The organism is Halomonas citrativorans, from assembly GCF_014898005.1.
GTDB classification, from domain to species: domain Bacteria; phylum Pseudomonadota; class Gammaproteobacteria; order Pseudomonadales; family Halomonadaceae; genus Vreelandella; species Vreelandella citrativorans.
This window is the reverse complement of the sequence record NZ_JABUYX010000008.1, coordinates 1-23,486: the sequence shown is the minus strand read 5'-3', so window position 1 is coordinate 23,486 and position 23,486 is coordinate 1. Positions and strand designations below refer to the sequence as shown.

The window sequence follows — 23,486 nt, the reverse complement described above, 5'->3', positions numbered from 1 at the left end:
CACCGCACCACGAGGAACCCGGCTTGTCACACTTACCGGTGATTGTCGGCATGGGCGGCATCAATCCCGCCGGCAGGACCTCAGGCCATCAGGCCTTCCGTCGTACCGTGCTTGATGCCCTTCCCGCTGACCAGCAGCGCCAGACCCTGGAGGGCCTGGCGGCCCTTATGCAGCTTGTCGAGCACTCCGAAAAAGGGTGGCACGATCGCGCAGGCCTGCCCGTAGATTCGCCTGCTCAGTCGTTACGTGATCAGGTGCTTAACCACACATTGGTTCGCCGCAACGAGGACCCCAGGTTCCTGGAGCCGGGGCTGCCTGCCAATCGTCAGGCCAGCCTTCATTTGAGCGAGCCGCTGCGCTTTACGCTGCGCCGCCGCCAACTTCCGGAAAATTTACCGGAAAACTGGCAGGTCCGCGAACTGGGCGCCCGTGAGGTAGAGGTCACTGTACCGGCAGGCGTTTTTGAGACGCTGCTGCCCGACGCTCAGCGCCCCAAGGTATGTGCAGCCGCGCAGCTTCCTCACGGTTTTGAACCGGCAAGCCTATACCGCAGCGTGCATCACCCTCGCGGACTCTCGATGGCGATTTTTGGCGCCAGCGACTGCCTGGGTGCCAGCGGTTTATCCTGGGAGACGCTGCGCCAAACGCTTAATCCTGACCACATCGCCGTTTATGCAGGCAACTCCATTGGTCAGTTGGATGATGCGGGCTGGGGCGGCTTGATGAAGAGCCTGGTGAGCGGTCAACGCGCCACCTCAAAACAGATGCCGTTAGGGTACGGGCAAATGCCCGCCGACTTTTTAAATGCCTATGTGCTGGGTAGCGTTGGCAGTACCGGGGCGGTATTAGGTGCCTGCGCCAGTTTTCTCTATAACCTGCGCTTGGGTACTGAAGATATTCGTTCGGGGCGACGCAGAGTGGTCATGGTAGGCACCGCTGACGCGCCGATCACCCCGGAAATTATTGAAGGTTTTCGCGCGATGGGCGCCCTGGCAGACGACGCTAGCTTAAAAGCGCTGGATACCCTGGAGCTATTAACAGATGCGGATTACCAGCGCGCCAGCCGACCGTTTGCGCTTAACTGTGGTTTTACCATGGCAGAAGCCAGCCAGTTTATCCTGTTGATGGATGACGCGTTGGCGCTTGAGCTGGGCGCAGACATTCTGGGCTCGGTACCGGATGTCTTTGTCAACGCAGACGGCTTTAAACGCTCGATTTCCGCGCCGGGTATTGGCAATTACATTACCCTGGGCAAGGCCGCATCGCTGGTGCGTGACCTGTTAGGGGAAAAAGCACTAAGAGAGCGCAGTTTTCTGCATGCTCACGGCACCAGTACGCCGAAAAATCGCACGACTGAGTCCCATGTGCTGGATGAAATTGCCCGTGCGAATGGCATTACCGACTGGCCAGTCGTCGCCATCAAGTCATTTATTGGCCACTCCCAAGGCTCGGCAGCGGGCGACCAGCTGGTAAGCGCGCTCGGCAGTTTTGCCCATGACATATTGCCCGGCATCCCCACGCTTAATGAAGTGGCAGACGATGTCTACGCCGACCGGCTGCGTTTTTTCCAAACCCCTATCGCCTTTAAGGCAGATGCTGCCTTTATTAATGCCAAGGGCTTTGGCGGCAATAACGCCACCGGCGTGGTGCTTTCACCCGATGTTACCGAGCGCCTGTTGCTCCAGCGCCATGGCGCCGATGCCATCAACGCCTGGAAAACGCGTCGTGAAACCGTACGCGCCCAGGCAGATGCCTATCTGGCTCAAGCGGATAGAGGCCACTATGCGCCGCGCTATCAGTTTGGCGAAGAGGTGCTGGAAGGGCCGGAGCTGGATATTCACGCTGACCGCATTCATATTCCAGGCTATGCCCAGGCGGTATCACTTACCAGTGATAACCCCTTTGGTAGCATCAACGAGGAGCCCTCGGAATGAACACGCCACGCGTCAATATTGCCGTGTACCCTGGCACTTTTGATCCGATCACCAACGGTCACATGGACCTTATAGCGCGTGGTGCGAGGATGTTCGAGAAGGTCATCATTGCTGTGGCAGCCAGCCCCGGCAAGCGGCCAAGCCTTGATTTAGAAGCCCGCATGTCCTTGGCTAAAGACGTCTGTGCGTCGCTTTCCAACGTTGAAGTAGTGGGTTTTTCCAATCTACTGACGACCTTTATGCACGAGCAAGGCGCCACCATCATTTTACGTGGTCTGCGTGGCGCATCCGATTTTGAGTACGAACTTCAGCTTGCCAACATGAATCGCGCTCAAAACCCGGAGCTGGAAAGTGTTTTTCTAACGCCTGGCGTAGAAAACTCGTATATTTCCTCCACGATTGTGCGTGAAATTGCCAAATTGGGCGGCGATATTTCACCACTGGTACCTTCCCAGGTCGCAGAAGCCTTGCGTAAGCACTACACTACGTAACCACTAACATTGTTGAGTAAAACACTCGGGTATTTCTTGCCGCTATTCCCGGGTGTGCCAGCCATTTGCGAGGTATGCCCATGGCACTGATGATCACCGATGAATGCATTAATTGCGACGTCTGCGAGCCCGAATGTCCGAACGATGCTATCTCGCCCGGCGAAGAGATTTACATCATCAATCCAAACCTGTGCACCGAGTGCGTTGGCCATTTCGATGAGCCACAGTGCCAGCAGGTTTGCCCGGTAGACTGTATTCCGCTTGACCCGGCACGCAAGGAAACGCAGCAGCAGCTGTTAGAGAAGTACCGCATTATTACTGCTGCCTAAGCGACGATCGCGTGCGTATATGGGCCATCGCATGGCCAATTATCCTTTCCAATATTACCGTCCCGCTGCTGGGCCTGGTCGATACCGCGGTGGTTGGGCATCTGCCCGATTCACGTTATCTGGCGGCGGTGACGCTGGGCGCCACTCTTTTCAGCTTTCTCTACTGGGGCTTTGGTTTCTTGCGCATGGGCACCACCGGACTGGTCGCTCAGGCTATCGGCCGTGAAAGCGATAGCGATGTGCGCCTGTTACTGGGCCAATCGCTGATCATTGCTGGGGCGATTGGTGCACTGCTGATTCTTTTCTCGTCACCGCTTATTTCCCTAGGGCTTTGGTTGCTGGACGGTAGCGAGGTAGCTACGCCGCTGGCCCGTGAATATGCCGAAATACGCCTATGGTCGGCGCCTGCCGTGTTGGCCAACTATGCAATATTAGGATGGTTTTTAGGCCAACAAAACTCTCGCGTTACGCTGATGATTTTGTTGCTGACCAACAGCGTCAATATCGTGCTCGACCTGTGGTTTGTGGTGGGCCTGGGCATGACCAGCAATGGTGTTGCCTGGGCAAGCGTTATTGCCGACTACAGTGCACTAGCGTTTGGCGGCTATTTGGTGACGCGCCAACTTAAAACGCTTTCTGGGCATTTATCGCGTGTACGCCTGCTGGCACTGTCGGCCTATACGGCCCTTTTCAATATCAACGCCAACCTGTTTGTACGCACGCTTGGCTTGCTGTTCGTCATGGCCTTCTTTACGGCTCAAGGGGCGCGCCAAGGCGATACGGTGCTGGCCGCCAATGCGGTGCTACTGCAATTTATTATGCTCACCAGCTACGCCCTGGATGGCTTTGCCCACGCGGCAGAATCGCTGGTGGGTCGCGCCTTTGGTCGCCGTGACTGGCAGGAGCTTTCACTCATTGTTCGCAGGGCAGCCCAATTCTCCTTTTGGACAGCGGCCGGTGCCTCACTGGGGTTTGCCCTTGGCGGCAATCAGTTGGTGGCACTTTTAACCGGGCTTGACGAAGTACGCACTGCGGCCGCGGTATACCTTCCGTGGATGGTGGTGATGCCGCTGATTGCCGTTTGGAGCTATCTTCTGGATGGCGTGTTTATTGGTGCTACCGCCGTGCGTGAAATGCGCAATAGTATCTTTATCGCCATGCTGGTTTACCTGCCGGCCTGGTGGCTGACCCAAGGGCTAGGCAATCATGGCTTATGGTTCGCTTTTACCCTGTTTATTACGGTGCGTTCGGGTGTATTGATTGGTTACTATCAACGCTACCGGCACTCGCGTTGGCAATAAGCGTTTAAACCCCTCCTCCCGTTATTGGCTAGCTGCGCTATCGTTCTAAAGTACGTCTTTAAATGTGAAAGCCATGGCGCATCGCCGTATATTAGCCATGTACTTCCTATAACAAACAAGAGAGCCCGTCATGCTAAAAATGATATCGAAACCAGCGGTTAAGCTGGTTGAGCGTTATCTACCCGACCCGTATATTTTTGTTTTGCTACTGACGATCGTGGCGGCCGCTGCCGCCATTGCCGTGGAGCGCCAAACGCCCCTTGCGGTGATGCGCATGTGGGGAGACGGCTTTTGGGGCTTGTTAACCTTCTCGATGCAAATGCTGCTGGTCCTGGTAACCGGCTTTATGCTGGCAAGCTCACCGCCCGTGAAGCGTATCCTGCAAAAGCTTGCCGGAACAGCAAAAAGTGCCGGTGGCGCGATTATCCTGGTGACGCTGGTCTCGCTTGTGGCCAGCTGGATTAACTGGGGGTTTGGCCTGGTGGTGGGGGCACTGTTTGCCAAGGAGTTAGCTCGGTTGGTACGCGTGGATTACCGCTTGCTCGTGGCGAGTGCCTACTCGGGCTTCATCGTGTGGCACGGTGGCCTTGCGGGTTCCGTGCCGCTGACTATCGCCACCGAAGGACACTTCACTGCCGATGCGATTGGCGTGATTGGCACCGGCTCAACGATCTTCGCCTTTTTTAACCTGGCGATTGTTGTGTGTCTGTTTATCGCGGTACCACTGGTTAATCGGTTAATGCTGCCCGACGAAAAAGACAGTGTGTATGTCGATAGCAAGCTGCTTGAAGATGCCCCCGCGCCGAAGGAGCGTATTACCCGCCCGGCGGAAAAACTCGAAAATAGCCTGGTACTTTCGCTACTGGTGGGCGTGCCAGGGCTTTTGTATCTGCTTGATCACTTTATTCTTCGGGGCGGCGGCTTAAACCTGAATATCGTGAACTTTCTGTTTCTGTTTTTAGCTATCGTACTTCATCGCACGCCACGCAGTTTGCTGATTAGCCTTAACGAAGCCATTAAGGGTGGCGCTGGCATCGTTATTCAGTTTCCGTTTTATGCCGGCATTATGGCCATTATGGTGCAGTCAGGCTTGGCCCAAAGCATGTCGGAGTGGCTAATCTCGTTTGCGACAGCAACCTCACTGCCCTTTTGGTCGTTTATTAGCGCGGGCATTGTTAACCTGTTTGTGCCTTCCGGCGGCGGCCAGTGGGCAGTGCAAGCGCCCGTGATGCTGCCAGCGGCCCAGGCGCTGGGTGCCGATATCTCACGGGTGGCTATGGCCGTTGCCTGGGGCGATGCCTGGACGAACTTGCTGCAACCTTTCTGGGCGCTGCCGGTGCTTGCCATCGCAGGCCTAAAAGCCAAAGATATTATGGGCTTCTGCCTGATTCAGCTGTTTGTCACCGGGGTGATTATTTCCATGGGCTTGGTCTGGTTCTAAGCTTTTATCTGCCCGCCCCACAGGGCGGGCAGCGTTAACCAAGGACACGTTATGTCAGATGCCGCACACACGGCCTTACCAGGACAGCATGAGCTGTCAATGACCGTACTAATGACGCCCGATATGGCGAACTTCAGCGGTAAAGTACACGGGGGCGCTATTCTTAAAAAACTGGATGAAGTCGCTTACGCTTGTGCCAGCCGCTATTCGGGGCACTATGTCGTCACCCTTTCCGTCGACCAAGTGCTATTTAAACAGCCCATTCACGTGGGCGAACTCGTCACTTTTTTGGCCTGCGTTAACCATGTTGGTCGCTCCTCAATGGAGATCGGCATTAAGGTGGTCGCCGAAGATATCCGTAATAAGCTCATTCGCCATACCAATAGCTGCTACCTCACCATGGTCGCGGTGGACCCTGACGGAAAACCCGCCAGCGTTCCCCCTTTGACGCTTACCACCCCTATTCAACAGCTCCGTTTTGAAAAAGCAGCACTGCGAAAAAAGCATCGTAAACAGGCAGAGCAGGAAGAAAAACTTACCCAGCAGCACTATCAGGCGCAGGCTTAACTGTCAGGCGCAGGCTTAATAGTCAGGCGCAGGCTTAATAGGCTAACCCGGATATTACGAGGCGTCGCAGGCAGCGGCCGAATCAGGTGGGCTAAGCGCTTGATGCTGCTTTAATACCCATTCACAAGGAGGTTACATGCCCACCAGACGGCGCTACCCACAATTGCCCAAGCCTGTTGAGTACGCTCATATTGGCTGGGATTTACTGATTCTCATCGCGGTGGTGCTTAATTTAGGGCTTTTGCTGTTTGATTCACTGTTTTTAATCGAGCCTGTTAACCAGGCCATTGCAGGCCTGGCACCCACCTTTTATACATTTTACGATACCCAAGTCCATAGCCGCTTTTTTACGATTGATCTGTTCTTTGTCGCTTTTTTTGTTGCCGATGTTCTGCTGGGCTGGACCGTCGCCGTGGCCGAAAGGCGCTATCATCGCTGGTTTTTCTACCCCTTTGTGCACTGGTATGACGTTCTGGGCTGTATTCCATTAAGCGGTTTTCGCCTACTCAGAATACTGCGTGTGGTGTCATTACTTCATCGCTTACATCGTCTGCGGCTTATTAACATTACTCACTGGTCGATATATCAATTTTTCTTTAAATATTACGATATCCTGCTTGAAGAGCTTTCTGATCGTATCGCGCTACGGCTTTTGGGCAATGTACAGCAGCAAATTCTGTCCAGCGACTCGCTAACTGAGCGGGTGGTCGACCGAGTCATCATGCCGCGCAAAAAGCAGTTGATTAGTGAAATTGTGCAGCGTCTGGAAAGTACCGTGGGCGAGGCGTACCAACAAAATCGCACGCACGCGATGCAAGCCATTGATGAACTTGTAAGCCGCACGCTACGTGAAAGCCCCGAGATTCAGCGCTTGCACCGCCTGCCGATGGGCCAAACCGCCACGAATGCCATGCAGGCGTCTATTAGCGGCGTTGCCCAACGGTTAGTGGATGAGCTTGCGCTGGGCATCCATTCTCCCGAGTTTAGGCAAGTGGTTGAACGCACCGCAGAGAGCGGCTTTAACAGCTGGCTGACCGTCGATGAAGGCAGCCAACGAATCACAGAATTGGTGCTTTACGATATGCTTGAAATGCTTAAAGAGCAGGTGAATCGCCAACGTTGGAAGGATCGTTATGAATAGTCAGTGGGTTATTCTTGGGCCAGCCGCCCTTTACATGATGTCGATGACCCTAACGCCCGGCCCTAATAACATTATGTTAACCGCGTCAGGCGCCAACTTTGGCTTTAAACGCACGCTGCCACATATGGTGGGTATTGTCGGCGGCTGCTTTTTGCTGTTTTTCAGTATTGCTTTGGGGTTAGGCGTGCTGTTTGAGCGCTATCCTTCCCTACAATTAGCCCTGCGCTGGTTAGGCAGTGCTTACTTGCTCTACCTCGCATGGAAAATTGCCAGCGCGCCACCGCCTGATTTAAAGAGCAAGGCACACAGCATACCCCTTACCTTCTGGCAGGCCGCCGCGTTTCAATTCGCCAATCCCAAGGCGTGGGTCATGGGGCTTGCGTTAATCGCGGGGTTTATTCCTGATCAGGGTTCAACCGTTGCAAACGCGTTAATCCTGGTGGGTTTTGTAGAGTTGGTTGCCTTCCCCTGTTTAGCGCTATGGGCAGGGTTTGGCATGGCGATCGGTCATTGGATTAAAAGCGACGGTGCCTGGCGAATATTTAACGTCACCATGGGAGTGCTCACCGCCGCTTGTGTAGTGCTGATATTGCGCTAACCGCAGCGTAAAGCTTCGACCGTTTCATTACTATCAACATGGATATTCAAGCGGTCCGGCCGGTGGTCCATAGTGGCCACATCGCCTGGACGTAGCACGCGCACCTGGCGCGACTGACTTTCGCTTTGCAACTGCGAAACGTTCGCTTCATCGAAGGCCTCGCCTATGGCGTAGCGAATTGAGGCGGTATCGCAGCTGTCCATGGATACCGGTTGGCCATTTTGATCACCCGAACCCGACGTTCTAGCCGCGTCAGAACCGGCAGCGCATGCAGAAAGCAGAACAATGCCGCCGCTGGCGGCTAATAATTTCACGTACTGAAACCCATAAGTGAATCGCCACGTATTCATAAACCTACCCCGAATGATTATTAACATGCAGGCCAAACACACAGTGGGCCAAGCAATTGCCTGGCCCACTCGACATCGTCAAGGGTTCATGGACCTTAGCTTGCGGCGTCCTGAACGGCCTGGCCGCCTCTTTCCACATCCTGGCCTGCGCCAGCCACCGTGTTACAGCCGGCCAACGCGCTTGCTGTCATAAGTAGAATAAAACCAGTCGCTAAAAGCTTTTTCATTTGAGTTCTCCTTAACGTGTCTAGCAACAGCGCCTCTGGTAGCGCCTACCCTTTCCAAGGGGTACTTTTAGCGTAACAGTGTTTGGGTAATTTCGCCTGTTTTCCCGAAGGTTGCTCCCTACACCGCGTCATCTACCCAAAGCATCGGCTATCATATACACCATTGAAGACTACCTGGAGCGCGCTCTTTGAACGATTTCACTCTCGACCAACGTCTGGACGCTGACACCTTCCCCATCGCCGACCTGCCACTTTGCCGTGTGCTGTTAATGAATGATGCGCGCTATCCTTGGGTGATTCTGGTGCCTCGGCTGAATAATATCAGCGAAGTATTTGAGCTTTCCGAGCCTGACCAGGCCCAGCTATGGCGGGAAGCCACCCAACTGGGCAGCGTGATGAAAACCCTCTTCGAGGGCGATAAACTGAATATCGCCACCTTGGGCAACGTCGTCAAACAGCTACATATCCACGTGGTCGTGCGCCACCAGGCTGATGCCACTTGGCCTGCGCCGGTATGGGGCAATGGCAGCGCCGAACCGTATGAGTTGGAGTCACTTGCCGACCTGCGCGATCAACTTATTGCGCATATTGACCGCTTAAACGCTTAGCTGCTGTCAGGGCCTTAAAAGCGGGCTGCTTTGCCTTGCGGGCGGCTCGCCAAGCAAGGGCGCCCCGGCGGGTTGAGAAACACTCGTCGTGACAAGCATAACGCCCAATAAAAAAATCAATATGCCGCCGGCAAGCGCCGCCCAGCCCACCACTTTATGCGCCGACTGAGAAGCGTGCTGCTGCCTGGCTAAACGCCGCGTTGCCCAGCGACGTGCAAACACGCTGGCAAGCGCCAACGCCGACACCGTAATTCCTGTACCCAGCGACATGGCCAGTACCGATAAAACGCCAATATAAAACTGCCCCAATAGGCTGGCGGCGCCGAGTAAAAGTACCGCGCCACTGCAAGGACGCATACCAATCGCACCGACCGTCATGATGGCGGTACGCCAATCCAACGCTTGCTCGGGTTCAATATGATGCGCGCCGCCACAGCAGTGGTGGTGGCCATGGCGGTGGTCGTGATTGAGATGATGGCCATTGCCGTGGTCGTGCTGAACCGGATAAAACGCAATAGGCTGATAAGCGCGGCGCAGCTGCTTGTAAGCCCGAACGCATAGCCAAACACCCAATAGCGTTATGAGTAAAAAACTGGCCTGCTCAACCCAAACAACACTGCCCATGGCCTGACGCGTTAGCCACCCCAGGCCGTGCACCAGAATGGCCACCATGACGATGGCAGTCACGCCTTGCAACAGCGACGCGGCAAACGAAAGTCCTAGCGCGCGGCGCACGGCGCCCCCATGAGAGGCCAGATACGTTGCCAGCACCGCCTTCCCGTGCCCAGGCCCTGCCGCGTGAAAAACGCCGTAACCAAAACTGACGCTCAATAATACCCACCAGGTGGCTTGAGAAGGTTCGCGGGCAAGCTCGGTAATCGCTAGCGTGAGCGAGCGGTTAAAGCTCCGCTGCCAAGCCAGCATCTGGTAGCTTGTGCTCTGTAATCCCCCTTCCCATAGAAATATCACGGCCCCGGCAGCAAGTGCTAATAGCGCAATCAGCATAATGGGCCTGCGCATAACGAGTGATCGCATAAAGCACTACCTTATTTCATACATTTATAGAGTTCGTCGGGTCTGCGGCTTGTGATTAGCGGCAATCAACACGTCCCGTTTCGGCAAAAAATCGTCCAAGCCCTGGTTCGGCTTCCTCATCCTGGTCCAGCAGAGCAGCTTGCAGGACCAGTTCAGGGTCAGGTTCGGCGATTAAGATGCTTAGCTCGCAGGCAGGTTCCCCGTGCAGCACCAAGGCGTCGTCTTTAGGCTGGTTATTTTCTGACTCATGAACCATCTCGATATAATACGTTGGATCGTATACTTGATAATCAAGCACATGGCCCGCCAAGGGTTGGGGCGTTTGTAGCGGGAGGATAAACGTAAAGCTAAGCCGCCCGTCATGTTCCCTGGCCGTGTATTCGGTTACCTCACCCAATGCCAACGGCTCGCCATCCAAACGAACGTCTGTAAAGTAGTGCTGACCCGCAAGATTATCGCGTATTTCAGTGCCTAATCGGTCAAGCCCAACTTCCAGGCTAACGCCATCCACATGCTGGAGCTCTTCAAACACCACCAGGCTATAAAAAGGGTCCATCCGCCATGCGTGATGCAACCCGCGCACAACGCCCTCGTCGTCGGTCATGACTCGGATACTGAAATCAATCCAGCCATGCGGATGTGCGGTTGCAAGCGGGCTCATCAGTAAGCCGATCAACCCAGCGCCCAGTACCCAACATTTGCCGCTATAAAAAGTACTTACTCTTTGATCACAACACTGCTTCACGGTGCTAATCCCAACGTTGCTTGTAAATCCACTAGCCACGGATCCAATAAATAAGGTGCCAATGGTTGATTGCCACGCCAAGCCATGACACTCACCTGGCTACCACTCCCCGCTTCACTCACCTGTAGCTGCAAACGGTATTCAGGCCAACGGGCTAGCGAGGCTTCTGCACGCCCCAGGGTCAAATCGGCATGGCGTATCACATACCCTTGCTTCATCATCAGCTCGACAGCGCTTCGAAACGTCGTATCGACCGAGGTTGGATAGACAAGCTCACGCGGGACAGACGGCGACGTCGTTGCGCAGCCGGTAAGCCATGCCCCCAAAAGCATCACGCCCACCCATCTGATATCCCAACGGCCTCGCCTCATAACCCTCTCCCGGTTGGCACCCTGTATTGCTCAAGCGCCGTTTGAAAGCGCTGACAAAAATCATCGTTGCTCGCGCTGTACGACTCCCGCATATCGCCCAGATGGTCGAAGCGGCGGATATCGCGCGAGATACGAATATGGTCGTCGTGGATCAACAGCGAGACCCGTTCGACCTCGACTGGCTGCTGTTGCAGCCCGCCCCCAAAGCCCATTCCGATGCCGATACCGCCGCCGCCTCCCAATCCAAACCCGCCGAAGGCACGTATGCCGCGACCATAACCGTAGGCGTTATCATAAGGATCGTAATAGCCACGCAGCGCTTGGGTGCGGCTAGCAGTGACCAGGCCTAACGTCGCATCCGTCGAATTCAGTTCAAATCCCGATTCGGTGAGCAGCGCAACGCTTTGGCGAAGCACTTCCTGGGAGTCTCTTTCAGCACTGTTAGAAAAATAGCAGGCCGCTGAGGGGGCAGGCTCGGCCTGGGGCAGACGGTCTGGCGTCACCTGGCAGCCAGCCAGCGCCAGCAGGCAGGTTAAGCTAATCGGTATCGACTTCATGTTAGATCCTCAAGCGATGATCACAACGGGTCTATCAGCAACTGGTCTATCAGCAAGCAGCGCGTTAAGCTCCTCTCATCATTACAATAGATTAGAGACCGTCATTTGCGGAGATTGTGCGATGAATATCCTGCTTTGCCCCGATAGTTTTAAAGACGCCCTAAGCGCTGAATTAGCAGCCAAGGCGATGGCTAAAGGCGTACGTAGTGCGGTCCCCGGCGCGCAAACACACTGCTGCCCGTTGGCTGATGGTGGCGAAGGAAGTCTGGATGCATTAATTGCCGCAACCGGTGCCAAGCGGTGCTATCAAACGGTTCACGATGCACTTGGACGACCCCGCGATGCCGCCTGGGGTTGGCTTAGCGAACAGCGTACCGCGTTTATCGAACTGGCAGAAGCCAGCGGATTACAACACTTAAGCCCTCAAGAGCGCAACGCGCTACAAACCTCCACGTTTGGGGTAGGCGAGTTATTTCTCGCAGCGCTTAACCAGGGCGCCGAAAACGTACTGCTACTGCTAGGAGGAAGCGCCACCAACGATGGCGGTGCTGGCATGCTACAAGCCCTGGGCGCCAGGTTTCAGGATGCACATGGCAAGCCTCTTGCGCCAGGCGGTGCTGCACTTGTAGGCCTTGAATCGCTGGATATTTCTGGGCTGGACCCACGCCTGGCCTCACTCAGCGTGGAAGCAGCGGTAGATGTGGATAACCCACTGCTGGGTGAACGGGGCGCCAGTGCGGTATTTGGCCCTCAAAAAGGCGCCTCCCCTGAAGAGGTAGCTCAGCTTGACTTGGCGCTTGCCCGCTTTGCCGATATTTGCGCCAGCACGTTGGCGCATGACTACCGAGACCTGCCCGGCGCAGGTGCCGCAGGCGGAATGGGGTTTGCAGCCAGCGCTTTTCTTAACGCGACGCTGAAACCGGGCATCGAATTGATTATGCAGCACGCGAATATGCCCACTCTGCTCAATAACGCTGACCTGATCATTACCGGTGAGGGACGCCTGGATGGACAAAGCATGTCGGGCAAAACACCCATTGGCGTTTCCCGTGCGGCCAAGCGCTTGGGTAAACCAGTGATTATTTTAGCGGGCAGCCTGGGCGATGGCTGGCAAGCCTGTCTTGATGAAGGTGTAACCGCTGCCTTTGCCTTGGCCGATGGTCCCATGACGCTGGAACAGGCTTTACCCAGAACAGCCGAGTTGCTGGCGGCACGCTGTGAAACAATTATTCGTTTATGGTTAACCCCGGCGGCCCCTTGAAAAACATCTCGAACGGCAGCATTACTGTTGTTAGGCAGCGTTCGTGAAAGCCACGTCGATACATGGTCCGTTTTAAGATCCAGTTATTAAAACCGGATGGTGTTGCCGTCACGGTAATGTCATAACACTATGAGTACGATGCAAAAAACCTGTTTTGCAATGTTCCAGCAGCGTTTTATGCTAATCAAACGATTTGATAGCCGTGCTACACGGCTCCAACAAGGAGAGACAGCATGACCGATACCAATAGCATCGGCCTTCATGAAGGCAGTGCCAGCCAGCTTGCCGAGAAACTCAACCACCTGCTGGCGAACTACCAGATTTTTTACATGAACGTGCGCGGCTACCACTGGAACGTGAAGGGTAGCGACTTTTTTGAACTGCACGCCAAGTTTGAAGAGTTTTACACGGACCTGCTGACCAAGGTAGATGAAGTCGCCGAGCGTATCCTCACCCTGAGTCACAAGCCGGTACATGCCTACAGTGACTACGCCACGCTTTCGCATATTCAGGAAGATAAAGACGTACACGACGGCAAAGCCTGCGTTAACGGCATTATCAAAGGATACCAGGTCCTGATTGAGCTTCAGCGCGAAGTGCTCTCACTCGCCTCTGACGCTGATGATGAAGGGACAGCCTCACTAGCCAGCGACTACATTCGCGAGCAGGAAAAAACCATCTGGATGCTGAACGCCTATCTCGGTAAGTGATAAGCGCTCTTCTTAGCGATAGATGCAAAAACGGCACCCTCGCGGTGCCGTTTTTGTTTAGCTGAGACTAGCCTTTCTGAGCGAGGTCTTCCATCAACGCGCGCAGCATACGCCAGAACTCATCGACCGATGCAAGCTCCACCCGCTCCTCCGGGGAGTGAGCCCCACGAATCAGCGGGCCAAACGAGATCATATCCAGGTGGGGATATTTACTGCCCAGAATGCCGCACTCAAGCCCTGCGTGAATGACCTTAACAGCGGGCTCTTTCCCAAACAGCGCGGCATGGCGTTTGTTAAAAATCGCTAACAGCGCACTGCCAGGATTCGGCGCCCAACCGGGGTAGCTATTCTCGACACGGACACGTGCGCCAATCAACCCAAACAGTGCCTCAAAACGGTCGGCCAAAGCGATCATTGCGGTATCGTGCAAGGAGCGCACCAGCGCACATAGATGCAAACGGCCCTCTTTCAGGCTGAGTACGCCCAGATTATTGGACGTTTCAACAACACCGGGCACATCAGCGCTCACGCGCTCGACGCCGCAGGGCGCTGCGTGAAGCGCGGCCACCAACATGGCACTGGCGTCCAGGGTTAGCGGGTCTACTGACGCATTATTCACCGCACGCGTTGCCGTCAGCACCAGACCGCTATCGCCACTGCCAAGCTCGGCACGCAGGGTACTTTCCAGCGCTTTTAGCGCGTCGAAGGCGGCATCCACTTCGTCAGCGGGCAAGGCCAGCTGAGCAAACGCTTCACGAGGAATCGCATTACGCAGCGTGCCGCCGTGGTAGCTAACCAGCCGTCCATCAAACCCTTCAAGGGTACGCAGCGCACGCACCAGCAGGCGATTGGCATTGCCCAGCGGCTTGTGGATATCCATGCCTGAATGGCCGCCTTTAAGGCCTGTCAGCGCAATCTCGACCAGTTGCTCATCGTCGCGTAGCTTGGCACTGGGTAGCTGGGCATCCACCACCACATCACCACCGCCCGCGCAGCCGATATACACTTCACCGCGGTCTTCACTGTCCAGGTTAAGCAGCAATGAACCTTTCAGCCAGTTCTCTGCCAGGTTCAGCGCGCCTCCCATTGAGGTCTCTTCTTCCAGAGTAAACAGCGCTTCAAGCGGACCATGGGTGAGCTCTGCATCCTCAAGCACGGCAAGAATAGCCGCTACGCCCATTCCGTTGTCAGCCCCAAGCGTCGTACCCTCAGCATGCAACCAACCATCGGCGACGTAGGTGCTTATTGGATCACGCGAAAAATCATGAGCGCTGTCAGCATTGGCCTGGGCCACCATATCCAGATGGCCCTGCAAAATAACCCCTGGGGCGTGTTCGCAGCCAGGTGATGCCGGCTTACAAATGCGTAAATTGCCAAAACTATCGCGGTCGTGAGCAAGCCCTTGAGCATCGGCCCAGGCTTCTAGTATCGCGACCAACGCAGCTTCCTGGCCAGAAGGGCGCGGCGTATTACACAGCGTACGAAAATGGCGCCAAACGATAGGCGGCGTTAACGCGCCTAAATGTGCGTTCATAAAAACTCTTCATTATCGGTAACCGACCCACTTTACTCCTCAAGGCGACGAGGGAAAAGCATGCATTGATGCCACCTGCCCCACCGCTTGGCGTAGTGCACGAACGGACGCATTATGCGCAGCGGCTAAAGGCTGGTTTTGAAAAGCCCACGCCGCCAGTTGGTGGTGTGCGGTTGCCATGCCTGATGAGGGCACGTGGCTGGCTTCTCGCGCCAGCGCTTGTAGCGCAGGTCGCGCCAGCGCCGGGTCACGATGCGCATAGGCGACATCGTTGATGGCTTGGCGCTCTTCTGGGGTTAGCGGTGTAGAAGGCAGCCCACGTAGTAACAGTGTGACTACCTCGGCGGGCAGCGCGGTTAATTCAAACGCCAGCAAGCTGGGTAACGCAGCGCTGAACCCTGCCGTTAACGAATGCAGTACCGCGCGCCCCTCAACGTTCAGCGCTTTGGCAACCATCACCGCAAATTCCCCGGTAGCCGCTTCACGGGTGATGCCCAGCCGCACGGGCTGAAACCCTTGAGCAAGCCAGAAACGCAGTAGCGACGCTTCGGCGCCGAAGGTGGCGCCATAAAGCGCAATGCCTTGCTGCGTGGCCTCCTGAACATCCTCGGCAATAAGTTGTTGCCCCAGGCCTTCCCGGCGGCGGTCTGGATGAGTAGCGATACGCACGACACGCCGCCAGCGGGCGGTCAGTGCTGTACGGCTGCCCACGTGGGCGGCCAGCGACTGCGCCATCAAATGCCCTTGCGGGCGGCGCTCGCCCCGTGCGACTTGCTCGGCAAGCGAGGCATCAAAACCGCCCTCTTCTCGTGCCACCAGAACCGCTTGAGGGGCATGTTTGTGCCCCAGTAGACGCAGCGTGGTTCCGGGTCCGTCTAACAGCTGACGCACGTCACCTGGAGAGGTCCGGTAGTGAGACTGCACCAACAGGCCAAACAGCGCTTCAAGAGCAGCTTCCTCCTGGGCAAGGCAAGCACGTTCGAGTGTATATGAACTATCCGCGTCATCGTCACGTTGCCCTAAGGCTGGCAAAGGCGCCTTGAGTAGCAGCAACCGGTTGATCGCGGCTTCAAGAGGATCACCGGCATTCCAGCGGATGGGGGTGTCCAGCGTCAAGGCTTTCCATTGCGGCGTCAGCCGGGTCAATACGTCTTTAAAGCGCAAGGCAAACCCTCGCCCTGAACCTTCGTAGCCATCAACGGTGGTCGCAAACGCAATACGCGGAAACGCCGCCAGCCACTGACCCAACAAGGCAGCAGGAATCGCCGCGGCTTCATCCACCATTAAATAGCTGCCATCGCCTCCCAACTGTTTGGCCGCAACCTGCTCGGTAAGTACATCCGGGGGCAAAAAGCTCAGCTCGCGGTTATCTGCGAGTTGAAAGCGCCCTGGGGCGATGCGCGCTCCGTCAGGGCACAGGGCTTCAAGCCGAGCGAACAGACTCTCCACGGCGCTTAACCTGGGAGCCGTGACAATGATATTCGAGGTCCCGTTTTCTAAAAGGCGTGCGCAAGCGATTCCAAGCGCGGCACTTTTACCCCGCCCACGATCAGCGGTAATCACCACTGGGCGGCGGCGCTTCAAACGTACAAGCTGGGCAACGATAGCCGATTGATCCGCCGTGAGACACGCGCTATCGCTAACGCTCTGTGGACAATTCGTGCTGGCGGGTAAACGGGGAAGCTTTGGCACTCCAGGGGCATGCCAAGGGATAACATCTGTACGCTCATAAAGCAGGCGAGCCAATCGCGCCAGATAGTGCGACGTTAACTGCTCCCAGTGCCAAGGGTGGTCAGCAAAACGCGCGTAATCCGGGTCCGGATGACGACCCCAAGGCTTGGGAGTAATAAGCACCAGCAAGCCTCCCGCTATCAACGTGCCTGCCAGCGCGCCTAGCGCGTCAGGATCAAGGCCCGCCTCACCACTGGCATCCAGCACGATGAGCTGATGCTCTGCACCTAAACGCGTGCGCGCCTTACGGGGCGTTATCCAGGGCGCAACGGGCACATCATCGGCCTGATGAGCGACCCATAAAGGTGCTGCCCAGTTAGCCGCCTGCCACAGCCGATGCGCGTGGGCACGACATTCGCAAGGCCTACCGGTTAGCCATACCAGTTGACGCCAACGCCTCCTCTCCAGCCGCCTGGAATGGGCAACTAGCGCTTGAACTGGCCGCTCACTAATCATGCTTAACGTTCTCGTCAATCTGGCTGGTGATGACAACCCTGGCATCACGACTCCTGGCACACGCCCCCTAGTTAAGACTTTGGTTGAACAAAATATCTATTTTCAACGTTTATAGCCTCAACACATTTTACAAAATGTGCAAACAAAAACAGCAAGCAATTGATTTAAAATAAAATATTGTCTTAATAAATGGAAAATTTAGTGTTTATTTACTTGGCTTACTGATATTGCGCCGCAGCGGGGAGAGTATGCTAACTTACTCTTGAAGCATCGCCACTTTACGTACGCGTCAACTTCTTAGCTACGCTTTCCTGCATCACGGTAACAAATACTAACAATGCCTTATGCCAACCAGGAAAAATAACATGAAAATGATCACTCGATTCAGCCTTACCAGTCTGGCGGCAAGCGTGACGTTAGCCGCACTCGCTACGACGGCACAAGCACAAGAGCAGTGGACAATGACTTCCACATGGCCTGACAACCTTGATCTCATCAAGATTGACCAGCATTGGGTTGAGCTGGTTAATAAATTGGCAGGCGATGAACTACAAATTAGTTTCCGGGCCGGAGGCACTCTGATGCCTGGCACCGAAGTGTTTGATGCGACTGAAACCGGCAGCATAGAAGCTGCAGGCGATTGGCCAGGTTACTGGGCAGGCTTAAATCCTGCTTTTTCACCACTAGCCACTACTACAAGCCTATTTAACGGCGTTGATTACCTTAACTGGATTCAGCAATGGGGCGGGCGTGAACTCTATGAAGATATTTATGGCCAGTTCAACATGATGTATCTGCCCTACGGTATTACTAACAACGAGTCCGGATTTATGGGCCGCACCCCCATTGCAAGTATTGCTGACCTTGAGGGCAAGCGTTTGCGTCTTTCAGGCCGTGACCAAGGGCGCGTACTGGAACAGCTGGGTGGCTCTCAAGTAACGCTTGCAGGGGGTGAAATTTACCAGGCGATAGAGCGCGGAGTGATTGACGCTGGTGAATTCTCAACACCCGGTGTTGACTACAATGCAGGCTTCGCCGAAGTCGCCGATAACTGGGCCACGCCGGGCTGGCATCAGTCGGCCAGCGTCTTTGGCGTAATGATTAATAAAGATGCTTGGGATGCACTTTCCGAGGAAACCCAAGAGAAATTACGTATCGCCGCGGATGCCACAATGGCTTGGTCGCTGGCCTGGTCTGAATTTGAGTCCAACGCGGCTACCCAGAAGTTTATTGATGCCGAGGTGACCATTAACCAGTTTTCAGAAGAAGATCTTGCACGCATTCAGGAAGTGACCAATCAGGTGATCGTGCAAGGCGCCTGTGAAAATCCCGATCATGCCAAGGTCTATCACTCCATGATTACCTATTTGCAGGATTATGCGACGTGGCGTGACGCTTCGGCCCCCTTCAATATGAGCCGAACCATGGATAATTTGCCGTCATTGGAAGAGATCGAAGCCTGCCTGTAAGGCGCTCATGTTTCGCCTCGGCCATGCCGGGGCGTTTGTTGTGCTGATCGGAGATCTTTCATGAATGCGATTGCCCAGGCCATTGATACGATTAACGAAGCCTTTGGACGCCTGATAGCCCCCTTGATCGCCGTCATTACCCTTATCGTGCTTTATGACATTACCTCGCGCTTCCTGTTTGGCCGACCCAGCGACTGGGCATTTGATATCACCAAAATGCTGTTTGGGGCGCACTTCATGCTGATGGCGGCTTATGGTCTGCGCCACCACGTCCATGTAGAAGTCGACGTTTTAAAGCGCCTGTTATCGCGCAAAAAGCAGGCGCTGCTCACTCTATTCGGGTATTTGATTTTCTTTGTGCCCTTTATCTGGATGCTGCTCAAGTACGGATGGCTGTTTTTCGAGCGCGCTTTTAGCCGCGGCGAAACTACCTACGGTATGGTGTCGATTCCGGTGTATCCCATTAAAGGCGTGATTGTGCTGGCGGCAGTGCTGCTGCTCCTGCAGGCCATCGCTATTGTACTGCGCGCTATTATACAGTTGCGTCAGGAGGCTCCGGCATGAACCTGAGTCCTGAATTACTCGCCCTGGTGATGTTTGGCGGCCTGCTGGTGGGACTTTTCATGGGCCACCCACTGGCATTTGTGCTAGGTGGTGTAGCAGTGATTGGCGCGTTTTTAGGCCCCGGAGAGCGGGTGTTGGGCACGCTGATCAACAATATCTATGGTAACGCCATGGATAACTACGTACTCGTGGCGATACCGCTTTTTATACTCATGGCGCGCTTTCTAAACGACTCCGGGGTTACCGAGCGAATGTTTGATGCCATGCGCCTGCTGCTGGCCAACCTACGTGGCGGATTGGCGCTGACCGTGGTAATTGTGTCGGTACTCCTAGCCGCGACGACCGGCATTGTTGGCGCGTCCATTGCGGTAATGGGTATGATCGCCTTAGTACCGATGCTCAAGTACGGCTATAACAAGGAGCTAAGCGCAGGCGTAATCATGGCCAGCGGCTGTTTGGGCATTTTGATTCCGCCCAGCATCATGCTGATCCTGATGGCCAGCTACTCGCCGGTATCGGTAGGTGCACTGTTTGCGGGCGCCATGGTGCCAGGGTTAATGCTGGGCGCTATGTATGCACTTTACGTACTGCTGATCTGCCACTTTAAACCGTCTTACGGCCCGCCAGTGCCCAAGGAGGAACGCGCGGAAGTTAGCACCCGGCAGCTTCTTATCATGCTAGGCAAGTACGTGGTGCCGCCCATGTCGTTGATCCTTGGGGTACTTGGCGCGCTGTTTACCGGGATTGCCACCGCCACAGAAGCCTCAGCAATTGGCGTTTTTATCGCATTCATTTTGTTTTTAATCTTTGGTGACAGGAGGCTATCCACTTGCTTTAGAACGCTGTTGGAGGCGGGTAAAACCACCACCATGGTAATGCTGGTGCTGGTCGGCGCGACCGCGTTTACCGGCGTGTTCTCGCGCGGTGGCGGCATGCAGGTTATTCAAGACCTGTTGCTGGCCATGCCCGGCGGCAATACCGGCGCGTTGATCATGATGCTACTGCTGGTATTTGTGCTGGGTATGTTCCTGGACTGGACCGGCATCGTACTGCTGAGCTTTCCCATCATGCTGCCGATCATCCAGCAGATGGGCATTGATCCGCTGTGGTTTGTCGTCATGGTGGCTGTGGTGCTGCAAACTTCGTTTCTTACCCCACCGTTTGGCTATGCCCTGTTCTACCTGAAAGGCGTGGCTCCGCCCGGTGTGGAGATTGTCGATCTGTATAAAGCCGTGGTGCCGTTTGTGGCGCTTATCCTGTTGGCCTGCTTGCTGATGGCCTCTTTCCCCTGGCTCGTCACAGGCTTACCCAGCTTGATGGTCGGCTATTAACCGGCCACCCCGCTCTTAGGCGTAATGCTGTTCGGTTATGACCGAAGACTCTAAGAAAATCCGGTATTCTTCATTGGATACCGGATTTTTTTGCCTATTCAACAGACATTGCTCGATATTGATGAGCCACACTCCTTCACTCAAGTGATACCATTTACAGCTGTTATTTTTTCGCATTGACGAGTCAGCCTGCCAGCCTCGTCTTAGGAGACAACGACGTGCCCATTCCCGCTCGCCGTTCACGATTGGCGCTACTCGCTGACGGTATATCCCGCTTTAGGCTATCACTCACACCCTGGTCATGTGCGCTGTTCTTGATTGCACTGACGGTGGCATTGCCGATTCTGGTTGTCTTGAGCTATATCTTTGTGCCGACGGAAGGCGTCTGGCAGCACTTGGCGAGCACCGTGTTGAGCCGCTATCTGTCGAATACCTTTTGGCTTGTGCTCTGGGTGGGGCTGGGCACATTAATCCTGGGCGCCGGTAGCGCCTGGCTGGTGGTGATGTGTCGCTTCCCAGGCAAACGAATCTTCGAGTGGGCACTTTTATTACCGCTGGCGGTGCCCACCTATGTCATCGCCTACGCTTACACGGATTTTTTGCAGGTGGCAGGGCCGCTACAGAGTGCGCTTCGCGGGTGGTTTGACTGGCAATACGGCGACTACTATTTCCCCAACGTGCGCTCGTTAGGCGGCGCCGCGACGCTGATCACGTTTGTGCTGTATCCCTACGTTTATTTGCTCGCCCGTGCCTCCTTTCTTGAGCAATCGGTATGCGTACTCGATGTAGGGCGCACGCTGGGTCGCGGCCCCTGGCACCTGTTTGCAAGCGTTGCCCTGCCGCTGGCGCGCCCCGCCCTGGTGGGTGGCGTTTCGCTGGTGCTGATGGAAACTCTCAACGAGTTTGGCGCGGTGCAGTTTTTTGGCGTAGATACCTTTACCACCGGCATTTACCGCACCTGGTTTGGGCTGGGCGAACCCGTGGCAGCCGCGCAGCTGGCGGCCTGCTTGCTGACGTTTGTGATTGTACTGGTGCTGCTGGAGCGCTTCTCGCGCGGGAAGCGGCGCTATTTTCATACCACCAACCGCTACCAGCAGTTGCCCGAGTATCGCCTGCATGGTTGGCGCGCCCTTGGCGCAACGCTCGCCTGCTTGCTGCCTATCGTCATCGGCTTTTTATTGCCGAGCGGCATCTTGCTGAACCTTGCCATTCAGCAGGGCGACGCCCTGCTGGGCACGCGCTTTATCCGCTTCGCTACCAACAGCTTAAGCCTTGCCATGGTCGCGGCGCTGATTGCCGTGGGCCTGGCGGTGCTGTTGAGCTATAGCGTTCGGCTACACAATTCGCCCGGGGCCCGGCTATTTACCCGGGTCGCCGCGATGGGCTATGCCATTCCCGGCTCGGTGGTTGCGGTAGGTATCTTGATTCCCTTTGCCTGGCTGGATAACACGCTGAATACGTGGCTACACGCCCACTACGGAAAAATTATCGGTCTGGTATTTAGCGGCTCGGCGTTTATTTTAATTTATGCCTATGTCGTGCGCTTTTTGGCCGTGTCATTTAATGCGGTTGAGGCAAGCCTTGGCAAAGTCACCCCCAATATGGATGCCGCCTCGCGTACTCTGGGCCAAACTGCAGGCGGCACGCTGCGCCGTATTCATACGCCGCTGATGCGTAGCAGCCTGCTGGCCGCCGGAATTCTCGTGTTTGTGGATGTGATGAAAGAACTACCCGCGACGATTATCCTGCGGCCGTTTAACTTCGATACTCTGGCGGTACGTGCTTATAGCCTGGCGTCTGATGAGCGCTTGGCTGAGGCCTCCACCGCGTCGCTGGCTATTGTGGTGGTCGGCATCTTGCCGGTGATTCTGCTTAGCCTGGCCATGCGCCGGGCTCGGCCCGGCAGCCATGCTCAGTAAATCTACTGGGAAGTCTACCTAGCCTGGATTTCTCATAGTACCTCAGCCAGTACCGCACTCAGGCTGTAACACCGCTAAACACCTACTGGCTCGACTTACATCGGCTATTTTTTAACCACTTTCCGTCCTTCAGACACACTTCCCCCTTTCCCCCATTGCGTCGGGCCGGGGGCGCCCGAGCAGTCAGTTCGGCACCAACCGCCTGACCAGATCGGATAGCGCCGTTTTATAGGGGTAGCTGTCACTCATCAACACCCGGATGCGGCGCGTATTGCGGAGGATGACCGCGCCTACTTTGATGAGCTTGAGCCTCAGGTTGCTTGGACTCATGCGCGCGAAGGGCGTGTGCTTCAGGTAAGTCCGTAACCGCTCGAACAGCGTATAAGCGAAGCCCGACAAGATCAGCCGCCACTGATTGGCCCACCAGTGCGTGCTGGAGGTCCGGTCAGCAAACAGGCTCAGTTGTTGATCCTTGATCCGGTTCTCCATGTCACCCCGGGCACAGTACTGCTCGTAGTAAAGCTTGAAGCCGTCATCGTAACGAGAGCTGATGATAAACCGGGGATTAGAGCCTAACTCACCTTCTTCTAGGCGGGCCACCACCCAGCGTGGGTATTTCCAGGAGCGGGCTTGATACTGGAAGCGGAACGTCCCCGCTACTTTCCCTCCCACCTGCCATTGGGTCTTGCGCACCAGCATCATGGGGACGCCCACTTCCTTGAGCAGCCGGCTGTTCTTTGCGATTCCCACGATGTAGTCGACGTGATGCCGATCACACCAGTTCAGCATCCGGGGACGACAAAAGTGGCTATCACC

Annotated in this window: 24 protein-coding genes; 15 read left to right on the top strand and 9 right to left on the bottom strand. The window is 55.4% G+C overall.

Annotated elements, in window-relative coordinates:
- Window positions 1-50 precede the first annotated feature (50 nt).
- The 8 genes from INT20_RS10005 (at window position 51) to INT20_RS09970 (ending at window position 7,802) form a co-directional block, all read left to right on the top strand.
- Window positions 51-1,934: a beta-ketoacyl synthase gene (locus tag INT20_RS10005; protein WP_193056883.1), complete on the top strand. Its 1,884-nt coding sequence runs from the start codon at window positions 51-53 to the stop codon at window positions 1,932-1,934.
- Window positions 1,931-2,425 carry a pantetheine-phosphate adenylyltransferase gene (gene coaD / locus INT20_RS10000; RefSeq protein ID WP_193053311.1) on the top strand — a complete coding sequence of 165 codons (495 nt, stop codon included), beginning with the start codon at window positions 1,931-1,933 and terminating at the stop codon, window positions 2,423-2,425. The genes INT20_RS10005 and coaD overlap by 4 nt, the downstream gene beginning before the upstream one ends.
- Before the next feature lie 80 nt (window positions 2,426-2,505).
- The gene (locus tag INT20_RS09995; RefSeq protein WP_087105869.1) at window positions 2,506-2,754 is read left to right on the top strand and encodes a YfhL family 4Fe-4S dicluster ferredoxin; all 249 of its coding nucleotides are present in this window, start codon (window positions 2,506-2,508) and stop codon (window positions 2,752-2,754) included.
- A gap of 11 nt (window positions 2,755-2,765) precedes the next feature.
- The gene (locus INT20_RS09990) at window positions 2,766-4,055 is read left to right on the top strand and encodes an MATE family efflux transporter (RefSeq protein WP_193056835.1); all 1,290 of its coding nucleotides are present in this window, start codon (window positions 2,766-2,768) and stop codon (window positions 4,053-4,055) included.
- Between the two features lie 130 nt (window positions 4,056-4,185).
- Window positions 4,186-5,496, top strand: coding sequence for a short-chain fatty acid transporter (locus tag INT20_RS09985; protein WP_193056834.1), 1,311 nt, complete (start codon window positions 4,186-4,188; stop codon window positions 5,494-5,496).
- A gap of 51 nt (window positions 5,497-5,547) precedes the next feature.
- The gene (locus INT20_RS09980) at window positions 5,548-6,063 is read left to right on the top strand and encodes an acyl-CoA thioesterase (protein ID WP_172117363.1); all 516 of its coding nucleotides are present in this window, start codon (window positions 5,548-5,550) and stop codon (window positions 6,061-6,063) included.
- A gap of 136 nt (window positions 6,064-6,199) precedes the next feature.
- Window positions 6,200-7,204 carry an ion transporter gene (locus INT20_RS09975; RefSeq protein ID WP_193053315.1) on the top strand — a complete coding sequence of 335 codons (1,005 nt, stop codon included), beginning with the start codon at window positions 6,200-6,202 and terminating at the stop codon, window positions 7,202-7,204.
- Window positions 7,197-7,802 (top strand): LysE family translocator, encoded by a 606-nt coding sequence (locus INT20_RS09970; RefSeq protein WP_193056833.1) that lies wholly within the window; start codon window positions 7,197-7,199, stop codon window positions 7,800-7,802. The genes INT20_RS09975 and INT20_RS09970 overlap by 8 nt, the downstream gene beginning before the upstream one ends.
- Here the strand turns inward: INT20_RS09970 and INT20_RS09965 are convergent.
- Window positions 7,799-8,116 carry an I78 family peptidase inhibitor gene (locus INT20_RS09965; RefSeq protein ID WP_319643852.1) on the bottom strand — a complete coding sequence of 106 codons (318 nt, stop codon included), beginning with the start codon at window positions 8,114-8,116 and terminating at the stop codon, window positions 7,799-7,801. The two genes, INT20_RS09970 and INT20_RS09965, sit on opposite strands and share 4 nt — an antisense overlap.
- A 131-nt stretch (window positions 8,117-8,247) precedes the next feature.
- Window positions 8,248-8,379, bottom strand: coding sequence for an entericidin A/B family lipoprotein (locus tag INT20_RS09960; RefSeq protein ID WP_193056831.1), 132 nt, complete (start codon window positions 8,377-8,379; stop codon window positions 8,248-8,250).
- 188 nt (window positions 8,380-8,567) lie between these two features.
- Between INT20_RS09960 and INT20_RS09955 the strand changes: the two genes are divergently transcribed.
- Complete coding sequence (locus INT20_RS09955) at window positions 8,568-8,987, top strand: HIT domain-containing protein (protein WP_193053317.1); 420 nt, start codon at window positions 8,568-8,570, stop codon at window positions 8,985-8,987.
- Window positions 8,988-8,993: 6 nt separating this feature from the next.
- Here INT20_RS09955 and INT20_RS09950 read toward each other — a convergent pair whose 3' ends face one another.
- The 4 genes from INT20_RS09950 to INT20_RS09935 are packed head-to-tail and all read right to left on the bottom strand — an operon-like array spanning window position 8,994 to window position 11,695.
- The gene (locus tag INT20_RS09950) at window positions 8,994-10,022 is read right to left on the bottom strand and encodes a nickel/cobalt transporter (RefSeq protein WP_226912121.1); all 1,029 of its coding nucleotides are present in this window, start codon (window positions 10,020-10,022) and stop codon (window positions 8,994-8,996) included.
- A 55-nt stretch (window positions 10,023-10,077) separates the two neighbouring features.
- Window positions 10,078-10,710: a DUF1007 family protein gene (locus INT20_RS09945; protein ID WP_264299232.1), complete on the bottom strand. Its 633-nt coding sequence runs from the start codon at window positions 10,708-10,710 to the stop codon at window positions 10,078-10,080.
- Between the two features lie 53 nt (window positions 10,711-10,763).
- The gene (locus tag INT20_RS09940; RefSeq protein ID WP_193056829.1) at window positions 10,764-11,138 is read right to left on the bottom strand and encodes a hypothetical protein; all 375 of its coding nucleotides are present in this window, start codon (window positions 11,136-11,138) and stop codon (window positions 10,764-10,766) included.
- The gene (locus INT20_RS09935; RefSeq protein ID WP_193056828.1) at window positions 11,135-11,695 is read right to left on the bottom strand and encodes a hypothetical protein; all 561 of its coding nucleotides are present in this window, start codon (window positions 11,693-11,695) and stop codon (window positions 11,135-11,137) included. Before INT20_RS09935 ends, INT20_RS09940 begins: the two co-directional genes overlap by 4 nt.
- Window positions 11,696-11,816: 121 nt before the next feature.
- On the opposite strand from INT20_RS09935, the gene INT20_RS09930 reads away from it, so the two are divergent.
- Together INT20_RS09930 and INT20_RS09925 are read left to right on the top strand one after the other, a co-directional pair.
- Window positions 11,817-12,956 carry a glycerate kinase gene (locus INT20_RS09930; protein ID WP_193056827.1) on the top strand — a complete coding sequence of 380 codons (1,140 nt, stop codon included), beginning with the start codon at window positions 11,817-11,819 and terminating at the stop codon, window positions 12,954-12,956.
- Between the two features lie 233 nt (window positions 12,957-13,189).
- Window positions 13,190-13,666, top strand: coding sequence for a Dps family protein (locus INT20_RS09925; protein WP_172117354.1), 477 nt, complete (start codon window positions 13,190-13,192; stop codon window positions 13,664-13,666).
- A gap of 67 nt (window positions 13,667-13,733) precedes the next feature.
- On the opposite strand, the gene INT20_RS09920 is transcribed toward INT20_RS09925, so the two are convergent.
- A complete protein-coding gene (locus INT20_RS09920) occupies window positions 13,734-15,200 on the bottom strand; it encodes an aminoacyl-histidine dipeptidase (RefSeq protein WP_193056826.1) in 1,467 nt (488 codons plus the stop codon).
- A 39-nt stretch (window positions 15,201-15,239) separates the two neighbouring features.
- On the bottom strand, window positions 15,240-17,387 hold the full coding sequence (locus INT20_RS09915) for a tRNA(Met) cytidine acetyltransferase TmcA (protein WP_193056825.1): 2,148 nt from the start codon (window positions 17,385-17,387) through the stop codon (window positions 15,240-15,242).
- A gap of 365 nt (window positions 17,388-17,752) precedes the next feature.
- Between INT20_RS09915 and dctP the strand changes: the two genes are divergently transcribed.
- From dctP to INT20_RS09895, 4 genes are all read left to right on the top strand, one after another.
- A complete protein-coding gene (dctP, locus tag INT20_RS09910; RefSeq protein WP_193056824.1) occupies window positions 17,753-18,856 on the top strand; it encodes a TRAP transporter substrate-binding protein DctP in 1,104 nt (367 codons plus the stop codon).
- A gap of 60 nt (window positions 18,857-18,916) precedes the next feature.
- On the top strand, window positions 18,917-19,420 hold the full coding sequence (locus tag INT20_RS09905) for a TRAP transporter small permease subunit (RefSeq protein WP_193056823.1): 504 nt from the start codon (window positions 18,917-18,919) through the stop codon (window positions 19,418-19,420).
- Window positions 19,417-20,751, top strand: coding sequence for a TRAP transporter large permease (locus tag INT20_RS09900; protein WP_193056822.1), 1,335 nt, complete (start codon window positions 19,417-19,419; stop codon window positions 20,749-20,751). Before INT20_RS09905 ends, INT20_RS09900 begins: the two co-directional genes overlap by 4 nt.
- Window positions 20,752-20,969: 218 nt before the next feature.
- On the top strand, window positions 20,970-22,670 hold the full coding sequence (locus INT20_RS09895; RefSeq protein ID WP_193056821.1) for an ABC transporter permease: 1,701 nt from the start codon (window positions 20,970-20,972) through the stop codon (window positions 22,668-22,670).
- 183 nt (window positions 22,671-22,853) lie between these two features.
- Here INT20_RS09895 and INT20_RS09890 read toward each other — a convergent pair.
- Window positions 22,854-23,486, bottom strand: a 633-nt coding sequence (locus tag INT20_RS09890; protein WP_193056820.1) for a transposase, incomplete at its 5' end; no start/stop codon positions are given.